Here is a 21,561-nt window from a genome sequence, read left to right on the forward strand (position 1 = left end):
TTTAATTTATTTTTGATTTTCAATCCATTTTCTAGCATTGACAAACGCTTCAATCCAAGGTGAAACTTCGTCTTTTTTATCAGATGGATAATATGCCCAATTCCAAGGGAAAGTTGAACGTTCAATATGCGGCATCATAACCAAATGTCTTCCGGTTTTGTCACATAACATTGCTGTGTTGTAATCTGAACCGTTTGGATTGGCAGGATAACCTTCATAAGCATATTTTGCTACGATATTATATTTGCTTTCTTCGTATGGTAATTTGAATTTTCCTTCACCGTGTGAAATCCAAACGCCAAGAGTTGTTCCAGCTAAGGTATTCAACATCACCGAATGATTTTCTTGAATGGTTACAGAGGTGAAACCGCTTTCGTGTTTTTGAGAATCGTTATGTTGCATTTTTCCGTGAATTTCGTGTTCCGGATTGATTAATTCCAATTCCATAAACAATTGGCATCCATTACAAATTCCAACTGATAAAGTGTCTTCACGCTTAAAGAAATTCTTCAAAGCAATATTGGCTTTTTCGTTATATTTGAAAGCTCCAGCCCAACCTTTTGCGCTTCCTAAAACATCCGAATTAGAAAATCCACCAACAGCACCAATAAACTGAATATCTTCTAAAGTTTCTCTTCCCGAAATCAAATCAGTCATGTGAACGTCTTTTACATCAAATCCGGCTAAGTACATAGCATTTGCCATTTCTCGCTCAGAATTACTTCCTTTTTCACGGATAATTGCTGCTTTCGGACGAGGTTTTGAAGCATCAATAGTAGGTTTAATTCCTGTGAAATGACTTGGAAATTTATACTGTAAAGCTTGTTGCCCTAAATTATCAAAACGCTCTTTGGCTTTGTTGTTTTTGGTTTGTTTTTGGTCGAGTAGGAAAGAGGTTTCAAACCACATTTTTCTATAACTTGAAACTTGAAACTTTAAACTATTAATTTCTAAAACATCTGAACTTTCAACCGTTCCAATTTTGAAAATTTCCATTCCTTCAAATGCTTTTTCAAAAGCTGCATCGTCTTTGGCTTGAAGCACAACTCCAATGTTTTCTGAGAATAAAATTTTCACCAAATCTTTTTCGGCAAAAGCATCAAAGGAAATTTTAGCACCTAAATTCACATCGGCAAAACACATTTCCAATAAAGTTGTGATTAATCCACCGCTTCCAATGTCATGTCCTGCAACGATTTGTCTATTTTTAATTAAATCTTGAATAGTATTGAAAGCGAGTTTGAAAAAAGCCGAATTTTTAATCGTTGGCGTTTCCGAACCAATCTTGTTTAAGGTTTGTGCAAAAGAGCTTCCACCTAATTTGAAATCGTCTTGCGATAAATTAATATAGTAAATCGAACCTTTGTTACGCTGTAAAACGGGTTCAACCACTTTGGTAATATTTGAACAATTTCCAGCAGCCGAAATAATAACCGTTCCCGGAGCAATTACTTCGTCATTAGGATATTTTTGTTTCATTGAAAGCGAATCTTTTCCGGTTGGAATATTGATTCCCAATTCGATAGCAAAGTCTGAACAAGCTTCAACCGCTTCGTATAAACGCGCATCTTCACCTTCGTTTTTACAAGCCCACATCCAGTTGGCTGATAATGAAACCGATTTTAAATTATCTTTTAAAGGAGCAAAAACTATATTTGATAAAGCTTCGCCAATGGCATTTCGGCTTCCAGCTTTTGGATCAATCAATGCTGAAATAGGCGAATGTCCAATTGATGTTGCAATTCCTTCTTTTCCGTTATAATCCAAAGCCATTACACCAACGTTATTTAACGGTAATTGCAATGGTCCAACACATTGCTGTTTGGCAACTTTTCCGCCAACGCAACGATCTACTTTGTTGGTTAACCAATCTTTACAAGCAACAGCTTCTAGTTTTAAAACTTCTTCTAAATAAGTTGGAATAGTTGATTGAGAATACTCTAAATCAGCATAATTTCTCACGATAGTTTTGTCTGCCATGATGGTTTTTGGCGAACTACCAAACATATCTTCCAAGGCAAAATCCATAGGTTTTTCACCAGTCGTTTTGCTTTCAAAAGTGAAGCGATTATTTCCGGTTACGTCACCAACTTGATACATTGGCGAACGTTCTCTTTCGGCAATTCGCTGTAACGTATCGATGTCTTTTTGACCAATAACCAATCCCATTCTTTCTTGCGATTCGTTACCTATGATTTCTTTAGCAGAAAGCGTTGGATCGCCAACAGGCAATTTGTCTAAATCAATTAAACCTCCGGTTGCTTCAACCAATTCGGATAAGCAATTCAAATGTCCGCCAGCACCGTGATCGTGAATAGAAACTATTGGATTTTCATCACTTTCTACCAAACCACGAATGGCATTTGCTGCACGTTTTTGCATTTCGGGATTAGAACGTTGAATGGCATTTAGCTCAATTCCAGAACCAAAAGCTCCAGTATCAGCCGAAGAAACTGCCGCTCCGCCCATTCCAATTCTGTAATTTTCACCACCAAGAATTACGATTTTATCGCCAACTTTTGGTTCATGTTTTTTTGCTTGCGCTAATTTTCCGTAACCAATTCCACCAGCTTGCATGATTACCTTATCGTAACCTAACTTTCTGTTTTCTTCTTCATGTTCAAAAGTTAAAATAGAACCTGTAATCAATGGTTGTCCAAATTTATTTCCAAAATCAGAAGCACCATTTGACGCTTTGATTAAAATATCCATTGGAGTTTGGTATAGCCATTTTCTTTCTAGCATTCCATTTTTTTCATACGAACGATTGTTGTTCAATCGAGAATATGCTGTCATGTAAACTGCAGTTCCAGCCAATGGTAACGAACCTTGTCCACCAGCTAATCTGTCGCGAATTTCTCCACCCGAACCTGTTGCTGCACCGTTAAATGGTTCAACCGTAGTTGGAAAATTATGTGTTTCTGCTTTTAATGAAATAACAGAATCAAATTGTTTTTTAGAATAAAAATCAGGTTTGTCAGCGCTTTTTGGTGCAAATTGTTCTACTGTTGGACCTTTGATAAAGGCAACATTATCTTTATAAGCCGAAACAATATCGTTTGGATTTTCGGCTGAGGTTTTTTTGATTAATTTGAAAAGAGAAGTTTCTTTTTCAACACCATCAATGACAAACGTTCCGTTGAAAATTTTGTGGCGACAATGTTCTGAATTGACTTGTGAAAAACCGAAAACTTCTGAATCGGTTAGTTCTCTACCAATTTTTTGAGAAACATTGTTTAAATATTCAACTTCTTCATCGCTTAACGCCAAACCTTCTTGTTTGTTGTAACTAGCAATATCATCAATTTCAAGAATAGCTTCGGGTTGAATATTGATGGTAAAAATATCTTGATTTAATTCGGAATATTTTTGCGAAAGCATTGGATCAAAATTACCAAAATCGTTCGAAACTTTTTCAAACTCCTCAATTCTGATGATGCCTTCAATTCCCATATTTTGGGTAATTTCAACAGCATTGGTACTCCAAGGCGTTATCATTGTTGCTCTTGGTCCAACAAAAAAATCCGTCAGTACGGATTTTTCTATTTTATGTGCGTTGCCAAAAAGCCAGTTTAATTTTGAGATAGTTTCTGCCGAAAGCTCTCTTGCTGATTGTACAGCAAATACAGTAGAACTTTCGTTTCCGAAGAAATGAATCATTGTGTATAAATTAGTTGTTGTTGTAGGTGCAAATTTAGTTTAAAAATGCGAAACTAAAAAAAGGTTTAGTAACAAATTAATCTTCAAAAATTATCGCATTATTCCTGAAACTGATAAGCACCAACATCAGGATTTAATAAAGGCCTTGCATTTCCTAAAATATCAAATGGTAAGATGGCGGCGTCTCCAAAACCTCTTGCAGATGACAATTCTCCAATACTTAATTTATTGTTGTAAACATCAAGGAAATAAGGGTTTTCATTTCGTTTGATTTCGGGATTGTTGAAAATAAAGCTGTACAAATCATCGGTGCTTGTGCCAAATTTCATCACACATTTTAAAAAAGATAAATTTTCCCAAATAGCATCGGGATTTTGACTTTTTGCGAGAGACAACGCATAGGTGTTACTTCCATAAATGATGCAGTTTGTAAAAGTAGCTGCTCCCAAAGGAAAAGCGTGTTCAATATTGTTTTCGTCTTTGTAGAAATTGTTTATCATAACCGCAAACTGCCGTGAACTTGCCCAATTATTGTTGAACGTACAATGTCTAAACTCGTATATTCCGCCAAGTGTACAAGCCAATGCGGCAATTCCTGCGTTGTTTATAACCAGATTTTCCGAATGAATCCAGGCCGTTTTGGCATATAAACCAATCAACGACGAATTGTAAATTTCGGTATTTTTTATTGTCATAGAATTTCCGTCGTTGCTATCAATATTTAGTCCGACAACTGAGTTTTTAATGATTACATGTTCAATTTCATTATTGGTACTTCCAGCGGTAAGCCAAATAGTTTCCCATTGACCAGCAACATTTGAAAATCCAGGTTCTAATCGGTCGCCTTCAAAAATAATTTTATCTTCCAAAGTTCCTTTGGCTTTTAAAGTGGCACCATTACCTACAATTAAACCTGAATCGGCGTGAAAATGTATTCGTGCGCCAGGTTCAATTTCGAGAGTTTTAGCATTGGGAACAGCTGCATATCCATAAATAACATAAGGTTTGTCGTTTTTCCAAAGGTATTCATTGCCGTTTACAGGATCATTTTCATCTAAGAAAAAGCCATAAATACTGTCTGAAAGTCCTTCGATTTCAAGTGTTTCTGTTGTTCCATCGCTAAATCGTTTTGGATACAAAAAATACGCATCTTGAATTAGAGTTACCAATTCTACTTTTTGCTGATTGGTACCTTCGTCAAAAAGAATTTGATCGGTATATAAAAAATCGGTTGGATTGCTTGAAGCAACATCGGCAGTCACTTCAATGAAAATATACATGCTGTCTTTTGCCAAAAGTTCTACATCTTTAAAGGTTCGATTGTTTTGGTTTTCTCCAGTCATTCCGTCAACGGTAATTCGGTATTTGGAATCAGGTCTTGCTAATCGAATGGTTGGAATTTTGATGTCTTTATTACTTTTATTATACACTTTCAACGAATACGTGCTTGAACTGATATTGGTAAAAACCGTATCACAATAAACCGTGTCTTTTGAAAAGGTTAAACCGCCTGTGCTTCGTTCAAATTCAAAATCTTCGCGACATGAACTCATTGAAATGGCAAATCCTATAAAAAGTAAAAAAATAAAAGTACGCATTGGTTTTATGAATTTTGGTAAATGTAAGTATTAATTTGAAAATTGAAAAACTTAAAAAAAAGATAACGAAAAAAATAGTTTTTTAGTATTGCTTAACTGAAACCTTGTGCTTTGTTTTTCGAAATAGGAATGAGTTTTTGTTTTTCTGACTTATAAATAAGTAGTATTTTTACAAAAAAAATAAGCTATGTCATTTGATAGAGAAAAAGTATTGAAGTTTTGCAACGATTGGTGTAAAAACACTTTGATGGAAACTTTGGAAATAGAATATATTGATGCTGGAGAAGGTTTTTTAACTGCAAAAATGCCAGTTAATAGTCGAGTTCATCAACCCATGGGATTACTTCACGGTGGTGCAACAGTGGCGTTGGCAGAAAGTGTTGGAAGTGCAGCATCGATTATGTTTATCAATCCTGAAAAGCAAGAAGTTCGCGGTATTGAAATTTCGGCTAATCATTTAAAAAGTAAACGTGAAGGAACGGTTTTTTGTACGGCAAAAATCATTCATCAAGGTAGAAGTATTCATCTTTGGGAAATAAAAATTACCGATGAAAATGATAAATTGATTTCGCTTTGTAAGTTGACCAATATGATTTTACCAAGACGATAACGATGACCGATTTATTTATAAAAGTCAAAACTCAGCAAGAACAAAATTTACCTTTTGTGATTTTTTGCAAGCCCAATTCCGATAAAATTGTGGGTTTGTTTCAGCGAAATGATCATTTATATTTCTTAGAAAATTTCGAAGAAAAAGGATTTGTTTTTGCTCCGTTTGATGCCAATGATTTTCCGTTTATTCCTTTGGAATATTCCGATGTTTTTGTGGAAAATGTAAAGAGTAAAGATTTTTTTGTGTTCAATGTTACTTCAGTTTCTGAAAATTTGGAAGCAAAAAACGATTTTGAAAATTTGGTAACCAAAGGCATTCAGGCGATAAAAAACAATCAGTTTCAAAAAGTAGTTTTGTCTCGAAAAGAAGAAATTTCGGTTGCTGATTTTGATGCAGAAGTTACATTTAAACGATTGGTAACCAATTATCCAACGGCTTTTAAATATTGCTTTTTTCATCCAAAAATTGGAACTTGGCTTGGCGCAACACCAGAACAATTGCTGCAAACCAATGGTAATTTGCTGAAAACCGTTGCATTGGCTGGAACTCAGCTAAATATTGAAAATCAAGAAGTTATTTGGCAAGAAAAAGAAAAATACGAACAGCAATTAGTCACTGATTTTATTGTGGGAAGTTTGGAAGATTTAGTTAAAGAAATCACCATTTCAAGTCCATATTCGGTAAAAGCGGGAAATATTTGGCATATCAAAACCGATATTTCGGCAACAGCCAAAAATAAAAATGCTTTTCAGAAGATAATTAAATCGTTGCACCCAACTTCTGCGGTTTGTGGATTGCCAAAAGAAGTAGCAAAGGCATTTATTTTGGAACATGAAAACTATGAAAGAGAATTTTATGCCGGATTTTTGGGCGAAATGAATATTGACTTGCTTACTTTTAAATTACAAAAAACCGATTTGTTTGTTAATTTACGATGTATGAAAATCGAAGATAAAATTGCGAATTTGTACATTGGTTGCGGAATTACAGAAGATAGCATTCCTGAAAATGAATATATTGAAACCGTCAACAAATCGATGACGATGAAAAAAGTAATTTGAGTAGGAAGTTTGGAGTTAGAAGTTAGAAGTGGAAAATAAAGTTTAGAAAATATGAAATTAGATATACTTGCTTTTGGCGCACATCCCGATGATGTGGAATTAGGTTGCAGCGGAACGATTGCCAAAGAAGTTTCGCTAGGGAAAAAAGTTGGAATTATTGATTTAACCCGTGGCGAATTAGGAACTCGCGGTTCAGTGCCTATTCGTGATGCAGAAGCTAAAAAAGCAGCGGAAATCTTAGGAATTTCGGTTCGCGAAAATTTGAGTATGCGTGATGGTTTTTTTGTAAATGACGAGCAACATCAGTTGGAAATCATCAAGCGAATTCGAAAATATCAACCCGAGATTGTGATTTGTAATGCTATTGATGACCGACATATTGATCACGGAAAAGGAAGCAAATTGGTTTCGGATGCTTGTTTTTTATCAGGTTTGCGAAAAATAGAAACGGTTCACGACGGTGTTTCTCAAGAAGCGTGGCGACCAAAAGTAGTTTACCATTACATTCAATGGAAAAACATCGAACCTGATTTTGTAGTTGATATTTCTGAATTTATTGATAAAAAAACAGCGGCAATTATGGCGTATTCGTCACAATTTTATGCTGAAAACTCAAACGAACCAGTAACGCCAATTGCTACAAAAAACTTTTTGGAAAGCATTCATTATCGTTCGCAAGACTTAGGACGAATAGTTGGAGTAGAATATGCCGAAGGTTTTACAGTAGAAAGATATTTGGCGGTCAATAGCTTAGCAGATTTGAAGTAAAAAAGATGAAATAATTTTTGCAAGAACTAACTTTTGCATTATATTTGCACTCGCTTAACAAATGGTGATTGTAGCTCAGTTGGTTAGAGCGTCGGATTGTGGTTCCGAAGGTCGCGGGTTCGAGACCCGTCTTTCACCCAAAAGCAAAAGTCCTGAGATTTCTCAGGACTTTTTTTGTTTTTATACTTTTTACGATTATTGTGCATCGTTTTTATCTACAATTAATTTGTTTTCTCTGTTAGCAATTTCCCAAGCAATGGCAAACGCATATTTTGTTCTTGTAGTTACAGCGTCAAACTCAATTTTATCGACATCATCCGTTGGTTTATGGTAATCTTCGTGAACGCCACTGAATAAAAACACTGATGGAATTCCGTTTTTAGCGAAGTTATAATGGTCAGAACGGTAATAAAAACGGTTTTTATCATTCTTATCGTTGTATTTGTAATCTAAAGTCAATAATCCGTGTTTTGTATTGGCATTTTCACAAATGTTATACAAATCGGTCGAAAGATAATCCGAACCAATAACATAAACATAATTGTTGGAATCTTTGTGTAACTCATCACGACGACCAATCATATCGATATTCACATCGGCAACAGTGTTAGCTAATGGAAATAATGGATTTTCAGAATAATATCTTGAACCGTGTAGACCAACTTCTTCGGCAGTAACATGAAGAATTAAGATAGAACGTCTTGGACCATTTCCGTTTTCTTTTGCTTTTTGGAAAACTCTCGCGATTTCCATTAATGCAACTGTTCCGGAACCATCGTCGTCAGCACCATTGTAAATTTCGCCATTTTTCATTCCAACATGATCATAATGTGCCGAAACTACCACGATTTCATCTTTTTTATCTGAACCTTCAATGTAAGCCCAAATATTTTCAGAATCAGGTAAGTTCAGATTTCTTTTGGCATTCAAGAACGAAGCAGGAACAGCTTGATAGTAATCTTTTGCACCTTTTGGAAACGAAACATTCATCTTCTTGTATTCATCAATCATATATCGTCCGGCTTTTTTTTGACCTTCGCTTCCTGTGTTTCTGCCTTCCATTTCGTCAGAAGCAATGATTGTTAAATGCTTTTTTAGATTTTCAGGATTAATTTGATTGACATATTTTGCTTCGATTTTATCATAATCAACAGTTTTTTTAGCTGTAGAACAACTGATGAAAAATGTTAAAGCAAATAAAGGAATGAGTTTTTTTATCATGGTTTTAATGTATGTTAATGAATGAATAGGCTGCAAGTGCAGTAAGTATGAAGCCAAGAATAATCATGTTGATGAAGAATATTATTGTACCTTTTAGTATGGTAACCATTCTTGATTGACCATAAAATCGATGATGCGCAGGAAAAAAATAATAAAGCATATAAACGATGATTATAAAATCAAGTATTCCAACGATTGATTGAAGTATTACGTTTTCTCCAGCCAAACCAAAGAAAAAGGTATATAATTCGATGATTAAGGTTGCCAGTAGTAAAAAAGAAAAATAATGCAAGGTAAAAATTCCGTGGTCAAAATAATACCATCGCTTTTTATCTTGAAATAGCCATAAAACAAAGGCAAATAAAGGCATGTAGATGAATAAGCCTTTAGGAATATTCTTAAAGAACGATTCCGTAAACTTTTCTCTAACTTCTTTTTGTGTTTTACCTTTTTGAGCGAGAATGAATTTTTTGTTGAGCCAATAGTAAAAATCACTCAGTTTTTCATCTTCTTTTGCAAATTTTTGAATAGAATCCATTTCTTCTATCGAAGCATATCCAATATTAACAATTCGTTCTTTGTTTCTGTTCTTCTTCCTAGATATTTCCATTTCTTTTTGAAGAGAATCAACGTCTTCTTTGTCAATTATCCCTTTTTTTTCAAGACCTTTAATGAAATTAGTAGTAACAATACTGTCTTTTTTAGTGTTTAAAGAATCTAATTCATCTTCATAAACAGTAGATTCTTTAACTTTAACAACATCATCATTCTCATTTTCTGGGATTATTGAAATGACAAAAAAAGTAACAAAACTGATGAAAATGTATAATCTAATTGGCGCCAAATACGACATTCTTTTTCCAGACAAATATTCTTTTGTAAGCGATGCCGGTTTGAAAATCAAGTTGCGAATGGTTTTCCAAAACGAATTTTCATAATGGGTTAAATCTTCAAAAAAATGAACAAATAGTTGATAGAATGTCTTTCGAGTATCGATATTTTCTTGACCGCAATTTGGGCAAAAACGTTGTGCCACAACATGATTACAGTTTAAACAGGTTTTATCTTCTCGAATTGTATTGTGTGACATAATTTGGAAAGTATTATCAATCGTAAAACTATTAAAATAATTTCTATTTTTGAAGAACAAATTAAACAAGTATGCAATCTACAGCAAAAACACCAGCAGAATATGTCGATTCACTTCCTGATGAACGAAAAAGTGTAATTGAAAACATTAGAAAAACGGTTTTGGATAACTTACCAGAAGGTTTTGAAGAAACGATGGGTTATGGAATGTTAGGCTATGTTGTGCCACATTCTATTTATCCAAGTGGTTATCATTGTGATCCAAAAACGCCTTTGCCTTTTATATCAGTTGCTTCGCAAAAGAATTTTATTGCTTTTTATCACATGGGAATTTATGCCGATGAAAGTTTATTAAACTGGTTTATTGCTGAATATCCAAAGCATTGTAAAACCAAATTAGATATGGGAAAAAGTTGTATTCGATTTAAAAAGATGAATGATATTCCGTATGAATTATTAGGTCAATTGGTTGCTAAAATGTCGGTTCAGGATTGGATTTCGTTGTATGAAAAAAATTTAAAGCGATAAGATGATTGAAATTATTGAAGCCAAAGTAGAACAACTTGATATCGTTCAAGATATTGCTCAAAAAACATGGCCAATTGCATACAAAGATGTGATTTCATCGGCTCAAATTGAGTATATGCTTGAAATGATGTACAGTAAGTCTGCTTTAAAAGAACAGTTGGAAGTTAAAAAGCATCATTTTATTTTGGCAAAAAAAGAAAAGGAGTTTTTAGGTTTTGCTTCGTATGAATTGAATTGTAATTCAGTTGGAAAAACAAAATTGCACAAACTATACGTTTTACCTGAAACACAAGGCAGCGGAATAGGAGTGAAGTTGGTTAACTTTTTATCTGAAAAAGCGAAAGAAAATCATCAGTCGGCTATTTTTTTGAATGTAAATAAATACAATCCAGCTCAAAATTTTTACAAGAAAATAGGATTTGTTGTTGCTTATGAAGAAGTTATCGATATTGGTAATAATTTCATCATGGATGATTTTGTGATGGAAAAAGAGATATAAAAAAAGTCTTCACTGCTTAAAGCGAAGACTTTTTTTATTGAAAATAACTAGAAGATTATTCTTTTATGAATTTTTGAGAATATTCTCTGCTGTATTCGTCTTTTAGTTTAAGTATATAAGTTCCTTTTGCTAAAGCATCAACATTTACGGTTTTGTTTTCAACTTTTGCTTGCTGAACCATTCTACCGTTTAAGTCATAAATTACAGCCGAATTAAATTCAACAGGATTAGTTGTATTGATGTTTATATTAATAATATTTTTCACTGGATTTGGATAAACTGTAAAAACAAAACTATCAAAAGAATTGGTTCCCAAAGTTTGTCCTTCTACAACATTTAAAACCTGATTTGGTGCAACATTTGTAAAAGTATCAACAATTCCAGAAGGCCATTTAATAACAACTTGGTCAATTGTTGATGCTGTCCCAATTCCAAAATGAGTATTTAATGTACTCATGTATTCAAATCCTTCGCCACTACGAACATCTCTAATTTGTTTTCCCCAAGCACCATAAATTTCAATTCTTGCTCCAATTCCATTACCGTTACTTTGAATACCTTTGGTAGTAATTTTTAACCATTTGTTACCATTTGGAACAGCATAACGAACAGTACTTCCGTTAACGATATCTAAGAATCCGTCGTTGTTCAAATCACCAATAGCACCAACACCAATTGAATTATAAACTGTAGGTTCAAAAGTGTTATTTCCTTTATTGAACATTATTTTGCTTCCACTTCCCATAATATCAACCCATCCATCATTGTCAAAATCATAGGCAATATAATCTCTACTGTTAGTATTGTCTAAATCTAAACCAGAACCAGTAGTGATATTCATAAAAGGTTCTTCAACGTCATTTGTTTTGTCTAAATCATTTCTTAAGAATTTATGTCCAACACCACCGTTTGAACCAATTACAATGTCCATATCGCCATCGTTGTCAAAATCAGCAACAACTGATGACCAAGACTGAATCGGAACAATGTTAACTCCAGCTTGAGCAGAAATATCAGTAAAAACGCCATTTCCGTCATTTCTGTGCAATTCACTTGGTGGACCAGAACATTTTGAGATAAATAAATCAACATCACCATCATTGTCATAATCGGTCCAGATTGAAGCATAATTTCCGCCACTTGGTGTTATTCCTAGCATATAAGCTCCAGGAGTTGTTCCTGATTGGTAGTAATTCAGATTTCCAGCGATGTCATTCAAATAGTAAACGTTAGGATCAATATCATGACAAGAAAAAATATCTAAATTTCCATCGTTGTTCAAATCAACAAAATTCGTTCTTTGACAAAAAATGTAATCTCCCGGAGTAATACTTGTATATGCTGTTCCGTTGTTTGATGATTTCCAAAGTGATAAACCATTGTAATCACCTAACACCAAATCGTTATAGCCATCTTTGTTATAATCTCCTGCAGCAATACTCCAAGTTGGCATTTTGCTAGTTCCGGTTACAGGAATGTTTACAGCATTAAAACTACTACTATTTGTTTGATAATGAATGTTTAAATTGTTATCACTAACACCAACAACATCATCAAGATTATCGTTATTCATATCAACAATACAACTTGTGTATTGACTGTTAAGATTTGGAATAGTTTGAGTTGAATAAGCAACAGGAATAACGATAACTTGCTCTGTCAAGATAAAATCAAAACCTGCATCACTCCATTTGTTATCCCATGCAATGTAATAGGTAGTTCCTGCATTAACCTCGAAAGTTTTTTTAGATAAAAGAGAATTTGTATTGCCTGAATTACATTGTAATACACCTGAATCATCATCACTAGTAACACAAGTTAAAACTCCTGGGCAATTTCCAGTATAAACACTAAAGTTGGTGTTTTTACAAATATTTTGAGGTAAGTCAGAGCTAATAGTAAGATTTAAAGTTGTATTTGGAGTATAAGAATACCATTTTGCGGCTGTAGCAGTTGGAGAACATCCACCACCAGTTATGTTTTCACCATCAATGCTAGAAACCGTTACAGTATTTCCTGCAGTAATTGGTGTTGCTGTTACACAAGGATTTTCACCATGTTCAAGTAGTTGAAAAGTAAATCCATTAGAAGTCCATCTATTATCCCAAGCAATATAATAAGTTGTGTTAGCAACAACATCAAAAGTAGCAACAGATGAATAGTTGCCTGATCCAACTCCTGAGTCATCATCACCTGAATGACAAACTAAATTTTCACATGTTCCAGTGTAAACATGAAAGCGTGTGTCAACTCTTGGAGTATTTTGAGCAATATCCGTTGTAATAGTTACGGTGTGATTAGCAGTTGGCGTGTAAGAATACCATTTACCTCTCGGTGGTCGATTTGCAGGAACTGCACCTTGTTCTGAAGAACAAAGAAGTACTGGAACCTGAGAACCATTAATACCATCAACAACGGTATTTCCTGCGGTTATAGCTAAAGCTGCACCACAATTATCTTGCCCAAACGAGAAAAAACTCATTAATGACAAAACAATAATAAAAGTAATTTTTTTCATATTTTAATTTTTAAGGACAAGCGGTTAGGGAATTTATCCATTCTTCTAGTAAAGCAACTCCTTCATCATGAATAACACTTCTTCCATGTAGTGGCATTCTATAGGTTGGGTTGTTGGTATTTAAACGATAAAACATCATTGATCTTTCGGCATTTCCTGGATTAATTATCAGTGAAAGGTTACTAGGAAATCCTTGCATATCTTCTGTGTCAACGCAAACACCTAAATTGGTTAATCCATTAGAAGAATTTCCTGTATCACCAAAAGATAATCTCATTGGACGGTATTCACAATGACCTTCGGCACTATGACAATGTGCACAATTAATATCCAGATACGAACGAACTCTATCTACTAAAGGTTTAGACGTATCTTTATAATCTACTGTAGTAGCAATATTATTGGGTAAATTGTTCTCTAAATAGCCGCTTTCTATCCATTTTGCTAATTGATTTTGCGTTCCAGTAGAAAAGTTGAAATTATTATTCAAGCTTTGAGGTTTTATGCCAATTGGCGCAGTAACATTGTTGACTTTATGGCAAACGAAACACTCGGTTTCAGATGGAATTCTGTAATTTGTAACTGTTTTAGTAGTACCATTTTCAATCCATGAAATATTGGTAGTAGAACCATCCATATTGTAAAAAGCTTCGGTTTGTTCTTCGTTCCAAACGTATTCTGCAAAAATCCATCCACTTGCTTTTCTAATCATTAATCGGGTTTCGATTATTCGTGTAGTATTTGATGGCAATACATTATTATAATAGAAATTCTTTATCAAAACTGCTCCAACAGGAAGTTCCAATACTTTGCCATCACCATTGTAAGTAGCTTTTGTTCCGGATGGCATCCAAACAAAACGTTTTTTTAAGGCATAATCAGTAAACAAAGAACTTTCAGGTTCAAATGGTAATACATTTAATGTAGGAATTTGATTTTTCATCATTCCGCCAAAAAACTTATAATCAGAAAGTTTTGGGTAAGGAACTTGAGATAAATCCATAGTAACCGATGAAGCTGGTAATAAGGTTACACTAGCTTCGTTTGATACATTTCCTTGCGCATCTTTTACAGTATATTTTATGACAGAAGGTATTCCTCCAAAATCACCGTTTGGCGTAAAAGTGATGGAACCAGTTGTTGCATCTACAGTCCAAATTCCTTCATTAGTAACGGTTAATTTGTCTAAAGTTCCGTTGGTGTCAGTATCAGTTCCGCCAACGATGCTTACAGTTGTTGGTACAACAGCATCTCCAGAAGTATCGTTTAGCAAAACATTTACGGTTGCTGGAGTAAGAATTTCATAATTGGCAATATCGTCTGTAGCAACGGGTAAAACATCTTCATATTCACTATCATCATCAGAACAAGAAATAAAGTTGAATGAAGTGAAAAGTAGTATCAAAAAGTAAATTTTTTTCATTGTAATTTTAAAAAATTGAACCAAATATAGTAAATTTTTTAAAATGACATAATCTTTGAGGATACAATATTAAAATATAGTTAAAATTATATAAATTATTAGTTTTTAAATGTTTTTATAGTGAAATTAATAATTGCTTAATCCTCTTTTTCGGCTCTGTTTAGGATGTTTTCGGGCAATGCTTTTTTAGCTTTTGCGCCCATTTTTTTTAGTTTTTCTACACTAGTAATGAGGTTTCCTTTGCCATCAATTAATTTGTTCATCGCATCAGAATACCCAGCTTTGGCATCATCCATTTTTTTACCAACTGAAATCAAATCACTCAAAAGTCCGTGGAATTTATCATACAATGCTCCAGCTTGTCGCGCAATTTCTACGGCATTTTCCTGTTGCTTTTGATTTGTCCACATGCTGTCGATGGTCCGCAAGGTTGCCAAAAGTGTTGATGGCGTAACAATCACAATGTTTTTCTCAAATGCTTTGTTGTATAAAGTGGTGTCTTCGTTTAAAGCCAAAGCAAATGCCGATTCTATAGGGATAAAAAGTAACACAAAATCAGGACTTTCCATTTGATATAAATCGTGATAATTTTTTTCGCTCAATTGATCCACATGACGTTTTAATGAAACCAAATGTTCTTTTAGAAATTGCGATTTTAAGTTGTCATCTTCCTCGTTGATGTATTTTTCATAAGCCGTAAGCGTTACTTTAGAATCAACAATCATTTTCTTTCCGTCTGGAAGATTAATCACAACATCGGGTTGCACACGATTGCCTTCTTCGGTGGTAAAACTTTGTTGCACTTCATATTCGCGACCTTTTTCCAATCCCGATTTTTCCAAAACACGTTCCAAAATCAATTCGCCCCAATTTCCTTGCATTTTGCTGTCGCCTTTCAAAGCTTTGGTCAAATTCAGCGTTTCCTTACTCATTTGCTCGTTCATTTCACGCAAACCCAAAATTTGCTGACGCAACGCTGCATGATAATCAATACTTTCTTTGTGCGTATCTTCAACTTTCTTTTCAAAAAGCTGAATTTTGTCTTGCAATGGCGAAAGAATATTTTTTAAATTTTCTTTGTTTTGTTCTGTGAATTTCGTGGTTTTCTCTTCCAGAATTTTATTCGCCAAATTCTCAAATTCTTTAGTAAATTTCTCCTGAAGCTTTTCTACTTCCTCTTTTTGCTCTTTATTTCTTTCCCAAAGATTTTCAAAATCGGTTTCTTTCTTTGAAAGTTGAATAACCAAAGCTTCTTTCTCGGTTCTAATGGTTTCGCGCTCTTGAGCGGTTTGATTTACTTGCAATTTCAATTGTTCAATTTGTTGCAATAAACCGTTTATTTTTTCTTCTAATGAAGCTTTTTCGGTTTTAGAATTGGCAGAAAAAATGATTTTGCCAATAAAAATTCCAATAGCTAAGGCGATGATGAAAGTGATAATAAGAGAAATAAATTCAGGCATTTTGTAAAATGTTTTTGTAAAAATAAACATTAAATTGAAACACACGATTTGAAAAATGTATTTTTGTTTTCAAATAAAAAGCAATGCATCGTCATTTTTTACTTCACAAGCCAAATGGATATTTAAGCCAATTTATTTACGAAAAAAAGCGACATAAAAAGTTGTTGGGCGAACTATTTGATTTCCCCGAAAATACGATGGCAATTGGTCGATTGGACGAAGACAGTGAAGGTTTACTTTTGCTTACAACCGACGGAATGATGAGTGAAATTGTGAGAAGTAAAACCGTTGAAAAAGAATATCTAGCACAAGTTGACGGAATAATCACTGACGAAGCAATCGAACAACTCAAAAATGGCGTAGAAATAGGTTTCAAAGGCATTCGATATACAACCAAAAAATGTGAAGCTAAGATTATTACCCAATTACCAAATTGCATTGGCGAAGGTCGCCGAATTCGAGATGAACGCCACGGACCAACTTCTTGGATTTCGATTACTTTAACGGAAGGGAAATTTCGCCAAGTCAGAAAAATGACAGCAGCAGTTGGATTTCCTACGCTTCGATTGGTTAGAATTCGAGTAGGAAACCTACATTTGCAAAACTTAAAAGCTGGAGAAGTTTTAGAAATTGATCAATTCGATGTCTAATAATCTGAAAATCTTATAATCTAACAATCTAAATTAATGCTAAACATCGTTCTCGTTGAACCCGAAATACCAAACAATACAGGAAATATTGGTCGTCTTTGCGTTGGTACCGAAAGTCGTTTGCACTTGATAAAACCTTATGGATTTGAAATAACCGATAAAAACTTGAAGCGTTCGGGTTTAGATTATTGGGTTCATTTGGATTGGAACGAATATAATAATGTCGAAGAATGGATGGCTCAAATTCCTGATAAATCAAGAGTTTTCTTGATGAGTTCCCATGCTTCAAAATCGATTTATGATGTGGAATATCAAGATGGCGATTGGTTGGTTTTTGGCAAAGAAAGCGTTGGTTTAAGCCAAGAAATTCTAGCAAAATTTGAAAATCATCTAAAAATTCCAATGTCAAACCTAATTAGAAGTTACAATATAGCTAATTCTGTAGCATTTGTCATTGGAGAAGCGAGAAGGCAGATTTATTTGTGAGATTGAAAGATTGAAGGATTGAAAGAACAATTTTTGTCTTCTAATCTTTAAATCCAAATGTCTTTATGTCTTAAAATCAGTATTTTGTATAACAAACTTCCCTTTTTCACTATCAAAAGTTATGGTTTCATCTTTAAAAAGTGAATTAAAAATTCCTTTTGAAATCAAGTTACAAGGTTGATCTTGAACGATATTTTCTTCAGTCATGACAATCATTTCGTCACTAAGTTGAATGGCTAAATCAATATCATGTGTAGAAAAAAGAATGCATTTATTGGTTTCTTGCGATAATTTTTTCAAAAGTTTAAAAACCGAAACCTTATGAAATAAATCCAAATGCGTTGTTGGTTCGTCCAAAATAATAATCGAAGTTTCTTGTGCCAAAGCGCGTGCAATCATCACTTTTTGCAATTGTCCATCGCTTATTTCAAAATGTTTTTTCTCGGCTAAATGATCAATTTGAACCAATTCCATTACTTTTTTTACGATTTTCAAATCATCTTCTGAAAGTCTTCCAAGCCAATTGGTATAAGGTTGTCTTCCTAAAGCGATCAATTCAAAAACGGTCAAATTACTTGGAGGCAATTTTTCGGTTAAAACCAAACTTAGATTTTGTGCAAGTTCCAGATTATCAAAAGAGTTTATATTTTTTTCGGCTAAAAAAACATCGCCAGAGATTGGTTTCTGAATTCCGGTTAAGGTTCGTAAAAGCGTTGATTTTCCTATTCCGTTCGCACCAACAAGCGTGATTAATTTACCCGAAGTCAATTCCAAATTTAGATTTTTGGCAATGATAATGGTTTCCTTTTTGGTTTTGTAGCCAATGGATAAATCGTTAGTTGCTATGATGGTTTCTTTATTCAAAATTATTGTATTGTTATCGTGTACTCTTTTGAAACGGTATCATTTCCGAAGCAAATTCTATTATCATCTTCCCAAAAACCTTGATCTTCATCATAATATTCGGGATAATCGATGGTTACAGTAACTTTAAAAGTATAAACACCAGCTTGATTGGCTGCACCGCTGAAATATAATTTTCTTCCTTGTTCAAAATAAGTCATTCCCGGCGGATAATTTCCGGATATTGAAAAATGATAATCATAGTCATCATCATTGGGATCATTTTTTACGGATGCAGTTATAAAATTGCTGTAATTTTGGTTTGTGTATCCTAATGGTAACGATTTTGAGTTCAATTCAGGTTTCGTGCTTGCTATGCAATCAATGAGTTCACTGCAACTATTGAATGTTAGAAACAAAATAAATAAAGCGAGAAAATTTAAAATAGTTTTCAAATTCTATGTGTTTAAAAATAAATCAAATAGTTTTTCGTTTAATAATCAACCAAATAACAATTGGTGCACCAACTAATGATGTAATTGCATTAATTGGTAATGTAAAATCACTCATCGGCATTTGGGAAATCAAATCACAAAGTAACATGATTATTGAGCCAATTAAAATCGTTCCGATGAATAAAATTTTATGATTGCTGGTTTGAAATAATAGTTTTGTCAAATGTGGTACAGCTAATCCAATAAAAGCAATCGGACCAACAAAAGCGGTAATGCTTCCGGTTAAAATACTAGTTGAAAGTATGATGATATTTTGAGTTTTCTTGAAATTCAAACCCATGCTTTTAGCGTAATTTTCTCCTAATAATAATGCATCCAAAGGTTTCAATGAAGCAATACTTAATAGCGTTCCAATAAAAATTACAACCGAGAGAAAACCGATATTTTGCCAACTGATATTTCCGATGTTTCCCATTGACCAAAAAGTGTATTTCTGTAATTGTTCTGCTGTGCTAAAATAGGTTAGAATATTGACAATTGCACTCGTAAAACTACTGAACATCAACCCGACAATCAAAATTGACATCACATCACGCAGATATTTTGAAACTAAAACGATGAGCAATAAAATGAATAAGCTTCCAACACACGAAGCCAAAATTATTCCATAGGAAGAAACAAAAAATTGTGCAATTACAGCGGGTAAAAAACTAGAACCCAAAACGACAAACGCTACGCCAAGACTTGAACCCGAACTTAATCCTAAAACATACGGACCAGCAAGTGGATTTCTAAAAAAAGTTTGCATTAATAATCCACTAACAGAAAGTGAAATTCCCACCAAAATTGCCGTAATTGCTTTGGGTAAACGATAATTGGTAATGATGTATTCCCAAGTTTCTTTTTCGACTGATGAACCCAAAATACTTTTCACCACTTCTTTAATCGGGATAGAAACCTGACCAAAGGAAATGTTCAATAGCAATGTCAATAGCAGTAATAATGACAAAAAAGTAAAAAGAGATATGTTTTTTTTTGAATTCAAATCTGTTCAAATTTGTGTAATCTGTGTTTTATTGCAACTTCTCAAAAAAGAAAGGTTCATAGCCAACCAATAATTCTGGATGCAAAATTTTTACCAAATCTTTCAACACAATATCCGGACGATTGGGTGCCAATTCATAATATAAAACACCGCCAGTTTTTCCTCTTTTTCGAGTGAACGAATATACGTTTTTGTTTTTAAATGCATCAAATTGCCCATAATGCGGATTGGCATCAGTCATTTCTTTTAAGGTAGAAAATTGTCCCGAAGTTAGCCAAATATCAGCATTTTTTGCTTTTTCAAAAACAGTTTCAAAAGACAAAGATAAACTTCCGGTTCCGGTTGTTTCTTGCCATAAATAGTTGGCATTGGCTTGTTTTAATAATAAACTTCCCCAACTTGTTCCGCGTGGTAAATACCATTTGTCTTCAAACATGTCGCCTGCTAAAACCGTTGGAGTAGAAGTAGCACGTTTGGCAATTTCGATGGTTTTTAAATAGTCGGTTTCAATTTTGGTAAATAATTCTTCGGCTTTTTCCTGTTTGCCAAAAATCGCTCCGAAAAATTTAATCCATTCCGCTTTTCCCAATGGAGTTTCTTCGTTCCAATCGCCGTTAAGCATTACTTTTAAACCACTTTTTTGCAAATTATCCAGCGTTGGATTGTTGTTGTCAATGCCATAACCAATGATGACATCAGGTTGCAAATCAAGTATAACTTCAGTGTTGAGTGATTGATTATTTCCAAGTTCTTTTACTTTTTTCTGGTCAATTAATGTGCGTACTTTTTCCGAAGAAATATAATCTAAGTTCGGAAAACCAATTAGTTTTGTCTCTTCGTCAAACATTTCCAATGACGGGATATGCGTTGTTGAGGTAACTACAATTTTCTGAATAGGAACGTTGATAATTGGGTTTTGAGATAAACTATCGGGAACAATTCCGTCTTTCTCTTTTAGAATGTAAGTGTATGTTTTTGTAGCTTTTGGCCAAGGATTTTTAACCGTAACGATGCTAAAGCCATCATAATTTTCAATGGAAAAACCTTTGGCATATTTCACTGTATTTTCAGCAGAAATAGTTTGATTTTTTTGAGTTTCGGTTTTACACTGAATGAATAAAGAACAGATTGCTATGATTAATAAAAAGGGATTTAAATTTTTCATTGAAATGATTTTTGCAAAAATATACGTTTATGATAACAAAATCTCTTTTGTGTAACAATTGATGCAAATTCATTTTTTAAATCTTTCGAAATTTGTTGAAAATTAAGATTATGAGAGATAATTCGAATACCTTTATGTACATAGTTGGCGGAGTAATTGTATTACATTTTATCATTGGATTTGTATGGTTAATATATAAATTTTCCAAAAAGAGAGACGAAAAGTAATATTTTCGTTTACTTTTGCACTCGAATTAAGGTTGTGATTTTAGTTTTTCAAAATCACATTAAAAGGGAATTTGGTTAAAATCCAAAGCTGTTCCCGCAACTGTAAGCTATAAACGAGTTGTTAACTACATGTCATTGTTTGCCACGGCGAATGAGAAGACGAACAACATCGATGCAAGTCAGGAAACCTGCCTTTATTCATTGAGTAACAAACTTTCGGGAAAAAAGGTTTGGGTATGGGTAAATTCTATG

18 protein-coding genes, 1 tRNA gene and 1 riboswitch are annotated in these 21,561 nt (G+C 33.8%); of the genes, 8 read left to right on the plus strand and 11 right to left on the minus strand.

From position 1 onward, the window contains the following. Positions 1-6 precede the first annotated feature (6 nt). Positions 7-3,660 (minus strand): phosphoribosylformylglycinamidine synthase, encoded by a 3,654-nt coding sequence (purL, locus tag G6042_RS12510; RefSeq protein ID WP_169524788.1) that lies wholly within the window; start codon positions 3,658-3,660, stop codon positions 7-9. Positions 3,661-3,758: 98 nt separating this feature from the next. Beyond that, positions 3,759-5,258, minus strand: a complete 1,500-nt coding sequence (locus tag G6042_RS12515) for a hypothetical protein (RefSeq protein ID WP_169524789.1) — start codon at positions 5,256-5,258, stop codon at positions 3,759-3,761. Between the two features lie 187 nt (positions 5,259-5,445). Between G6042_RS12515 and G6042_RS12520 the strand changes: the two genes are divergently transcribed. The 4 genes from G6042_RS12520 to G6042_RS12535 all read left to right on the plus strand — a co-directional run bounded on the left by G6042_RS12520 (position 5,446) and on the right by G6042_RS12535 (position 7,839). Next, a complete protein-coding gene (locus tag G6042_RS12520; RefSeq protein WP_169524790.1) occupies positions 5,446-5,868 on the plus strand; it encodes a PaaI family thioesterase in 423 nt (140 codons plus the stop codon). 2 nt (positions 5,869-5,870) lie between these two features. Further along, positions 5,871-6,932: an isochorismate synthase gene (locus G6042_RS12525; protein WP_169524791.1), complete on the plus strand. Its 1,062-nt coding sequence runs from the start codon at positions 5,871-5,873 to the stop codon at positions 6,930-6,932. 51 nt (positions 6,933-6,983) lie between these two features. Next, the gene (gene bshB1 / locus G6042_RS12530) at positions 6,984-7,700 is read left to right on the plus strand and encodes a bacillithiol biosynthesis deacetylase BshB1 (protein ID WP_169524792.1); all 717 of its coding nucleotides are present in this window, start codon (positions 6,984-6,986) and stop codon (positions 7,698-7,700) included. A 63-nt stretch (positions 7,701-7,763) separates the two neighbouring features. Continuing rightward, positions 7,764-7,839: transfer RNA gene (locus tag G6042_RS12535), tRNA-His, on the plus strand. 56 nt (positions 7,840-7,895) lie between these two features. Here the strand turns inward: G6042_RS12535 and G6042_RS12540 are convergent. Beyond that, complete coding sequence (locus G6042_RS12540; protein WP_211161686.1) at positions 7,896-8,921, minus strand: M28 family metallopeptidase; 1,026 nt, start codon at positions 8,919-8,921, stop codon at positions 7,896-7,898. A 4-nt stretch (positions 8,922-8,925) separates the two neighbouring features. Next, positions 8,926-10,011, minus strand: coding sequence for a DUF3667 domain-containing protein (locus G6042_RS12545; RefSeq protein ID WP_169524793.1), 1,086 nt, complete (start codon positions 10,009-10,011; stop codon positions 8,926-8,928). Between the two features lie 71 nt (positions 10,012-10,082). Here G6042_RS12545 and G6042_RS12550 point away from each other — a divergent pair, with 71 nt between their 5' ends. Next, entirely contained in the window at positions 10,083-10,538 is a 456-nt protein-coding gene (locus G6042_RS12550) for a DUF1801 domain-containing protein (RefSeq protein ID WP_169524794.1), read from the plus strand. Position 10,539: 1 nt separating this feature from the next. Then, positions 10,540-11,037, plus strand: coding sequence for a GNAT family N-acetyltransferase (locus tag G6042_RS12555; RefSeq protein WP_169524795.1), 498 nt, complete (start codon positions 10,540-10,542; stop codon positions 11,035-11,037). Between the two features lie 55 nt (positions 11,038-11,092). Here the strand turns inward: G6042_RS12555 and G6042_RS12560 are convergent, their stop codons facing one another. The 3 genes from G6042_RS12560 to rmuC all read right to left on the minus strand — a co-directional run bounded on the left by G6042_RS12560 (position 11,093) and on the right by rmuC (position 16,438). Beyond that, positions 11,093-13,555 carry an FG-GAP-like repeat-containing protein gene (locus G6042_RS12560; RefSeq protein WP_235933310.1) on the minus strand — a complete coding sequence of 821 codons (2,463 nt, stop codon included), beginning with the start codon at positions 13,553-13,555 and terminating at the stop codon, positions 11,093-11,095. 10 nt (positions 13,556-13,565) lie between these two features. Beyond that, a complete protein-coding gene (locus G6042_RS12565; protein WP_169524796.1) occupies positions 13,566-14,978 on the minus strand; it encodes an Ig-like domain-containing protein in 1,413 nt (470 codons plus the stop codon). A 137-nt stretch (positions 14,979-15,115) separates the two neighbouring features. Continuing rightward, entirely contained in the window at positions 15,116-16,438 is a 1,323-nt protein-coding gene (gene rmuC / locus G6042_RS12570) for a DNA recombination protein RmuC (protein ID WP_169524797.1), read from the minus strand. An 83-nt stretch (positions 16,439-16,521) separates the two neighbouring features. Between rmuC and G6042_RS12575 the strand changes: the two genes are divergently transcribed. Both G6042_RS12575 and G6042_RS12580 read left to right on the plus strand, forming a co-directional pair. Beyond that, positions 16,522-17,088 carry a pseudouridine synthase gene (locus G6042_RS12575; protein ID WP_169524798.1) on the plus strand — a complete coding sequence of 189 codons (567 nt, stop codon included), beginning with the start codon at positions 16,522-16,524 and terminating at the stop codon, positions 17,086-17,088. 36 nt (positions 17,089-17,124) lie between these two features. Then, positions 17,125-17,574, plus strand: coding sequence for a tRNA (cytidine(34)-2'-O)-methyltransferase (locus G6042_RS12580; RefSeq protein ID WP_169524799.1), 450 nt, complete (start codon positions 17,125-17,127; stop codon positions 17,572-17,574). Between the two features lie 63 nt (positions 17,575-17,637). On the opposite strand, the gene G6042_RS12585 is transcribed toward G6042_RS12580, so the two are convergent. From G6042_RS12585 to G6042_RS12600, 4 genes are read right to left on the minus strand one after another with little or no spacing between them, the layout of a single operon-like run. Beyond that, complete coding sequence (locus tag G6042_RS12585) at positions 17,638-18,438, minus strand: ABC transporter ATP-binding protein (protein ID WP_169524800.1); 801 nt, start codon at positions 18,436-18,438, stop codon at positions 17,638-17,640. A 2-nt stretch (positions 18,439-18,440) separates the two neighbouring features. Further along, positions 18,441-18,872, minus strand: coding sequence for a putative Ig domain-containing protein (locus G6042_RS12590; RefSeq protein ID WP_169524801.1), 432 nt, complete (start codon positions 18,870-18,872; stop codon positions 18,441-18,443). A 22-nt stretch (positions 18,873-18,894) separates the two neighbouring features. Then, on the minus strand, positions 18,895-19,917 hold the full coding sequence (locus tag G6042_RS12595) for an iron ABC transporter permease (RefSeq protein WP_169524802.1): 1,023 nt from the start codon (positions 19,915-19,917) through the stop codon (positions 18,895-18,897). 28 nt (positions 19,918-19,945) lie between these two features. Next, complete coding sequence (locus G6042_RS12600) at positions 19,946-21,082, minus strand: ABC transporter substrate-binding protein (RefSeq protein WP_169524803.1); 1,137 nt, start codon at positions 21,080-21,082, stop codon at positions 19,946-19,948. Positions 21,083-21,321: 239 nt separating this feature from the next. Further along, positions 21,322-21,519: riboswitch (cobalamin riboswitch) on the plus strand. Positions 21,520-21,561: the final 42 nt, after the last annotated feature.

Source organism: Flavobacterium solisilvae (genome assembly GCF_012911605.1).
Lineage (GTDB): Bacteria > Bacteroidota > Bacteroidia > Flavobacteriales > Flavobacteriaceae > Flavobacterium > Flavobacterium solisilvae.

Coding starts and splice junctions, on each gene's coding strand:
- G6042_RS12550 (WP_169524794.1), top strand. CDS start 10,083: ATGCAATCTACAGCAAAAACACCAGCAGAATATGTCGATTCACTTCCT.
- rmuC (WP_169524797.1), bottom strand. CDS start 16,438: ATGCCTGAATTTATTTCTCTTATTATCACTTTCATCATCGCCTTAGCT.
- G6042_RS12555 (WP_169524795.1), top strand. CDS start 10,540: ATGATTGAAATTATTGAAGCCAAAGTAGAACAACTTGATATCGTTCAA.
- G6042_RS12545 (WP_169524793.1), bottom strand. CDS start 10,011: ATGTCACACAATACAATTCGAGAAGATAAAACCTGTTTAAACTGTAAT.
- bshB1 (WP_169524792.1), top strand. CDS start 6,984: ATGAAATTAGATATACTTGCTTTTGGCGCACATCCCGATGATGTGGAA.
- G6042_RS12520 (WP_169524790.1), top strand. CDS start 5,446: ATGTCATTTGATAGAGAAAAAGTATTGAAGTTTTGCAACGATTGGTGT.
- G6042_RS12515 (WP_169524789.1), bottom strand. CDS start 5,258: ATGCGTACTTTTATTTTTTTACTTTTTATAGGATTTGCCATTTCAATG.
- purL (WP_169524788.1), bottom strand. CDS start 3,660: ATGATTCATTTCTTCGGAAACGAAAGTTCTACTGTATTTGCTGTACAA.
- G6042_RS12560 (WP_235933310.1), bottom strand. CDS start 13,555: ATGAAAAAAATTACTTTTATTATTGTTTTGTCATTAATGAGTTTTTTC.
- G6042_RS12600 (WP_169524803.1), bottom strand. CDS start 21,082: ATGAAAAATTTAAATCCCTTTTTATTAATCATAGCAATCTGTTCTTTA.
- G6042_RS12565 (WP_169524796.1), bottom strand. CDS start 14,978: ATGAAAAAAATTTACTTTTTGATACTACTTTTCACTTCATTCAACTTT.
- G6042_RS12540 (WP_211161686.1), bottom strand. CDS start 8,921: ATGATAAAAAAACTCATTCCTTTATTTGCTTTAACATTTTTCATCAGT.
- G6042_RS12575 (WP_169524798.1), top strand. CDS start 16,522: ATGCATCGTCATTTTTTACTTCACAAGCCAAATGGATATTTAAGCCAA.
- G6042_RS12525 (WP_169524791.1), top strand. CDS start 5,871: ATGACCGATTTATTTATAAAAGTCAAAACTCAGCAAGAACAAAATTTA.
- G6042_RS12580 (WP_169524799.1), top strand. CDS start 17,125: ATGCTAAACATCGTTCTCGTTGAACCCGAAATACCAAACAATACAGGA.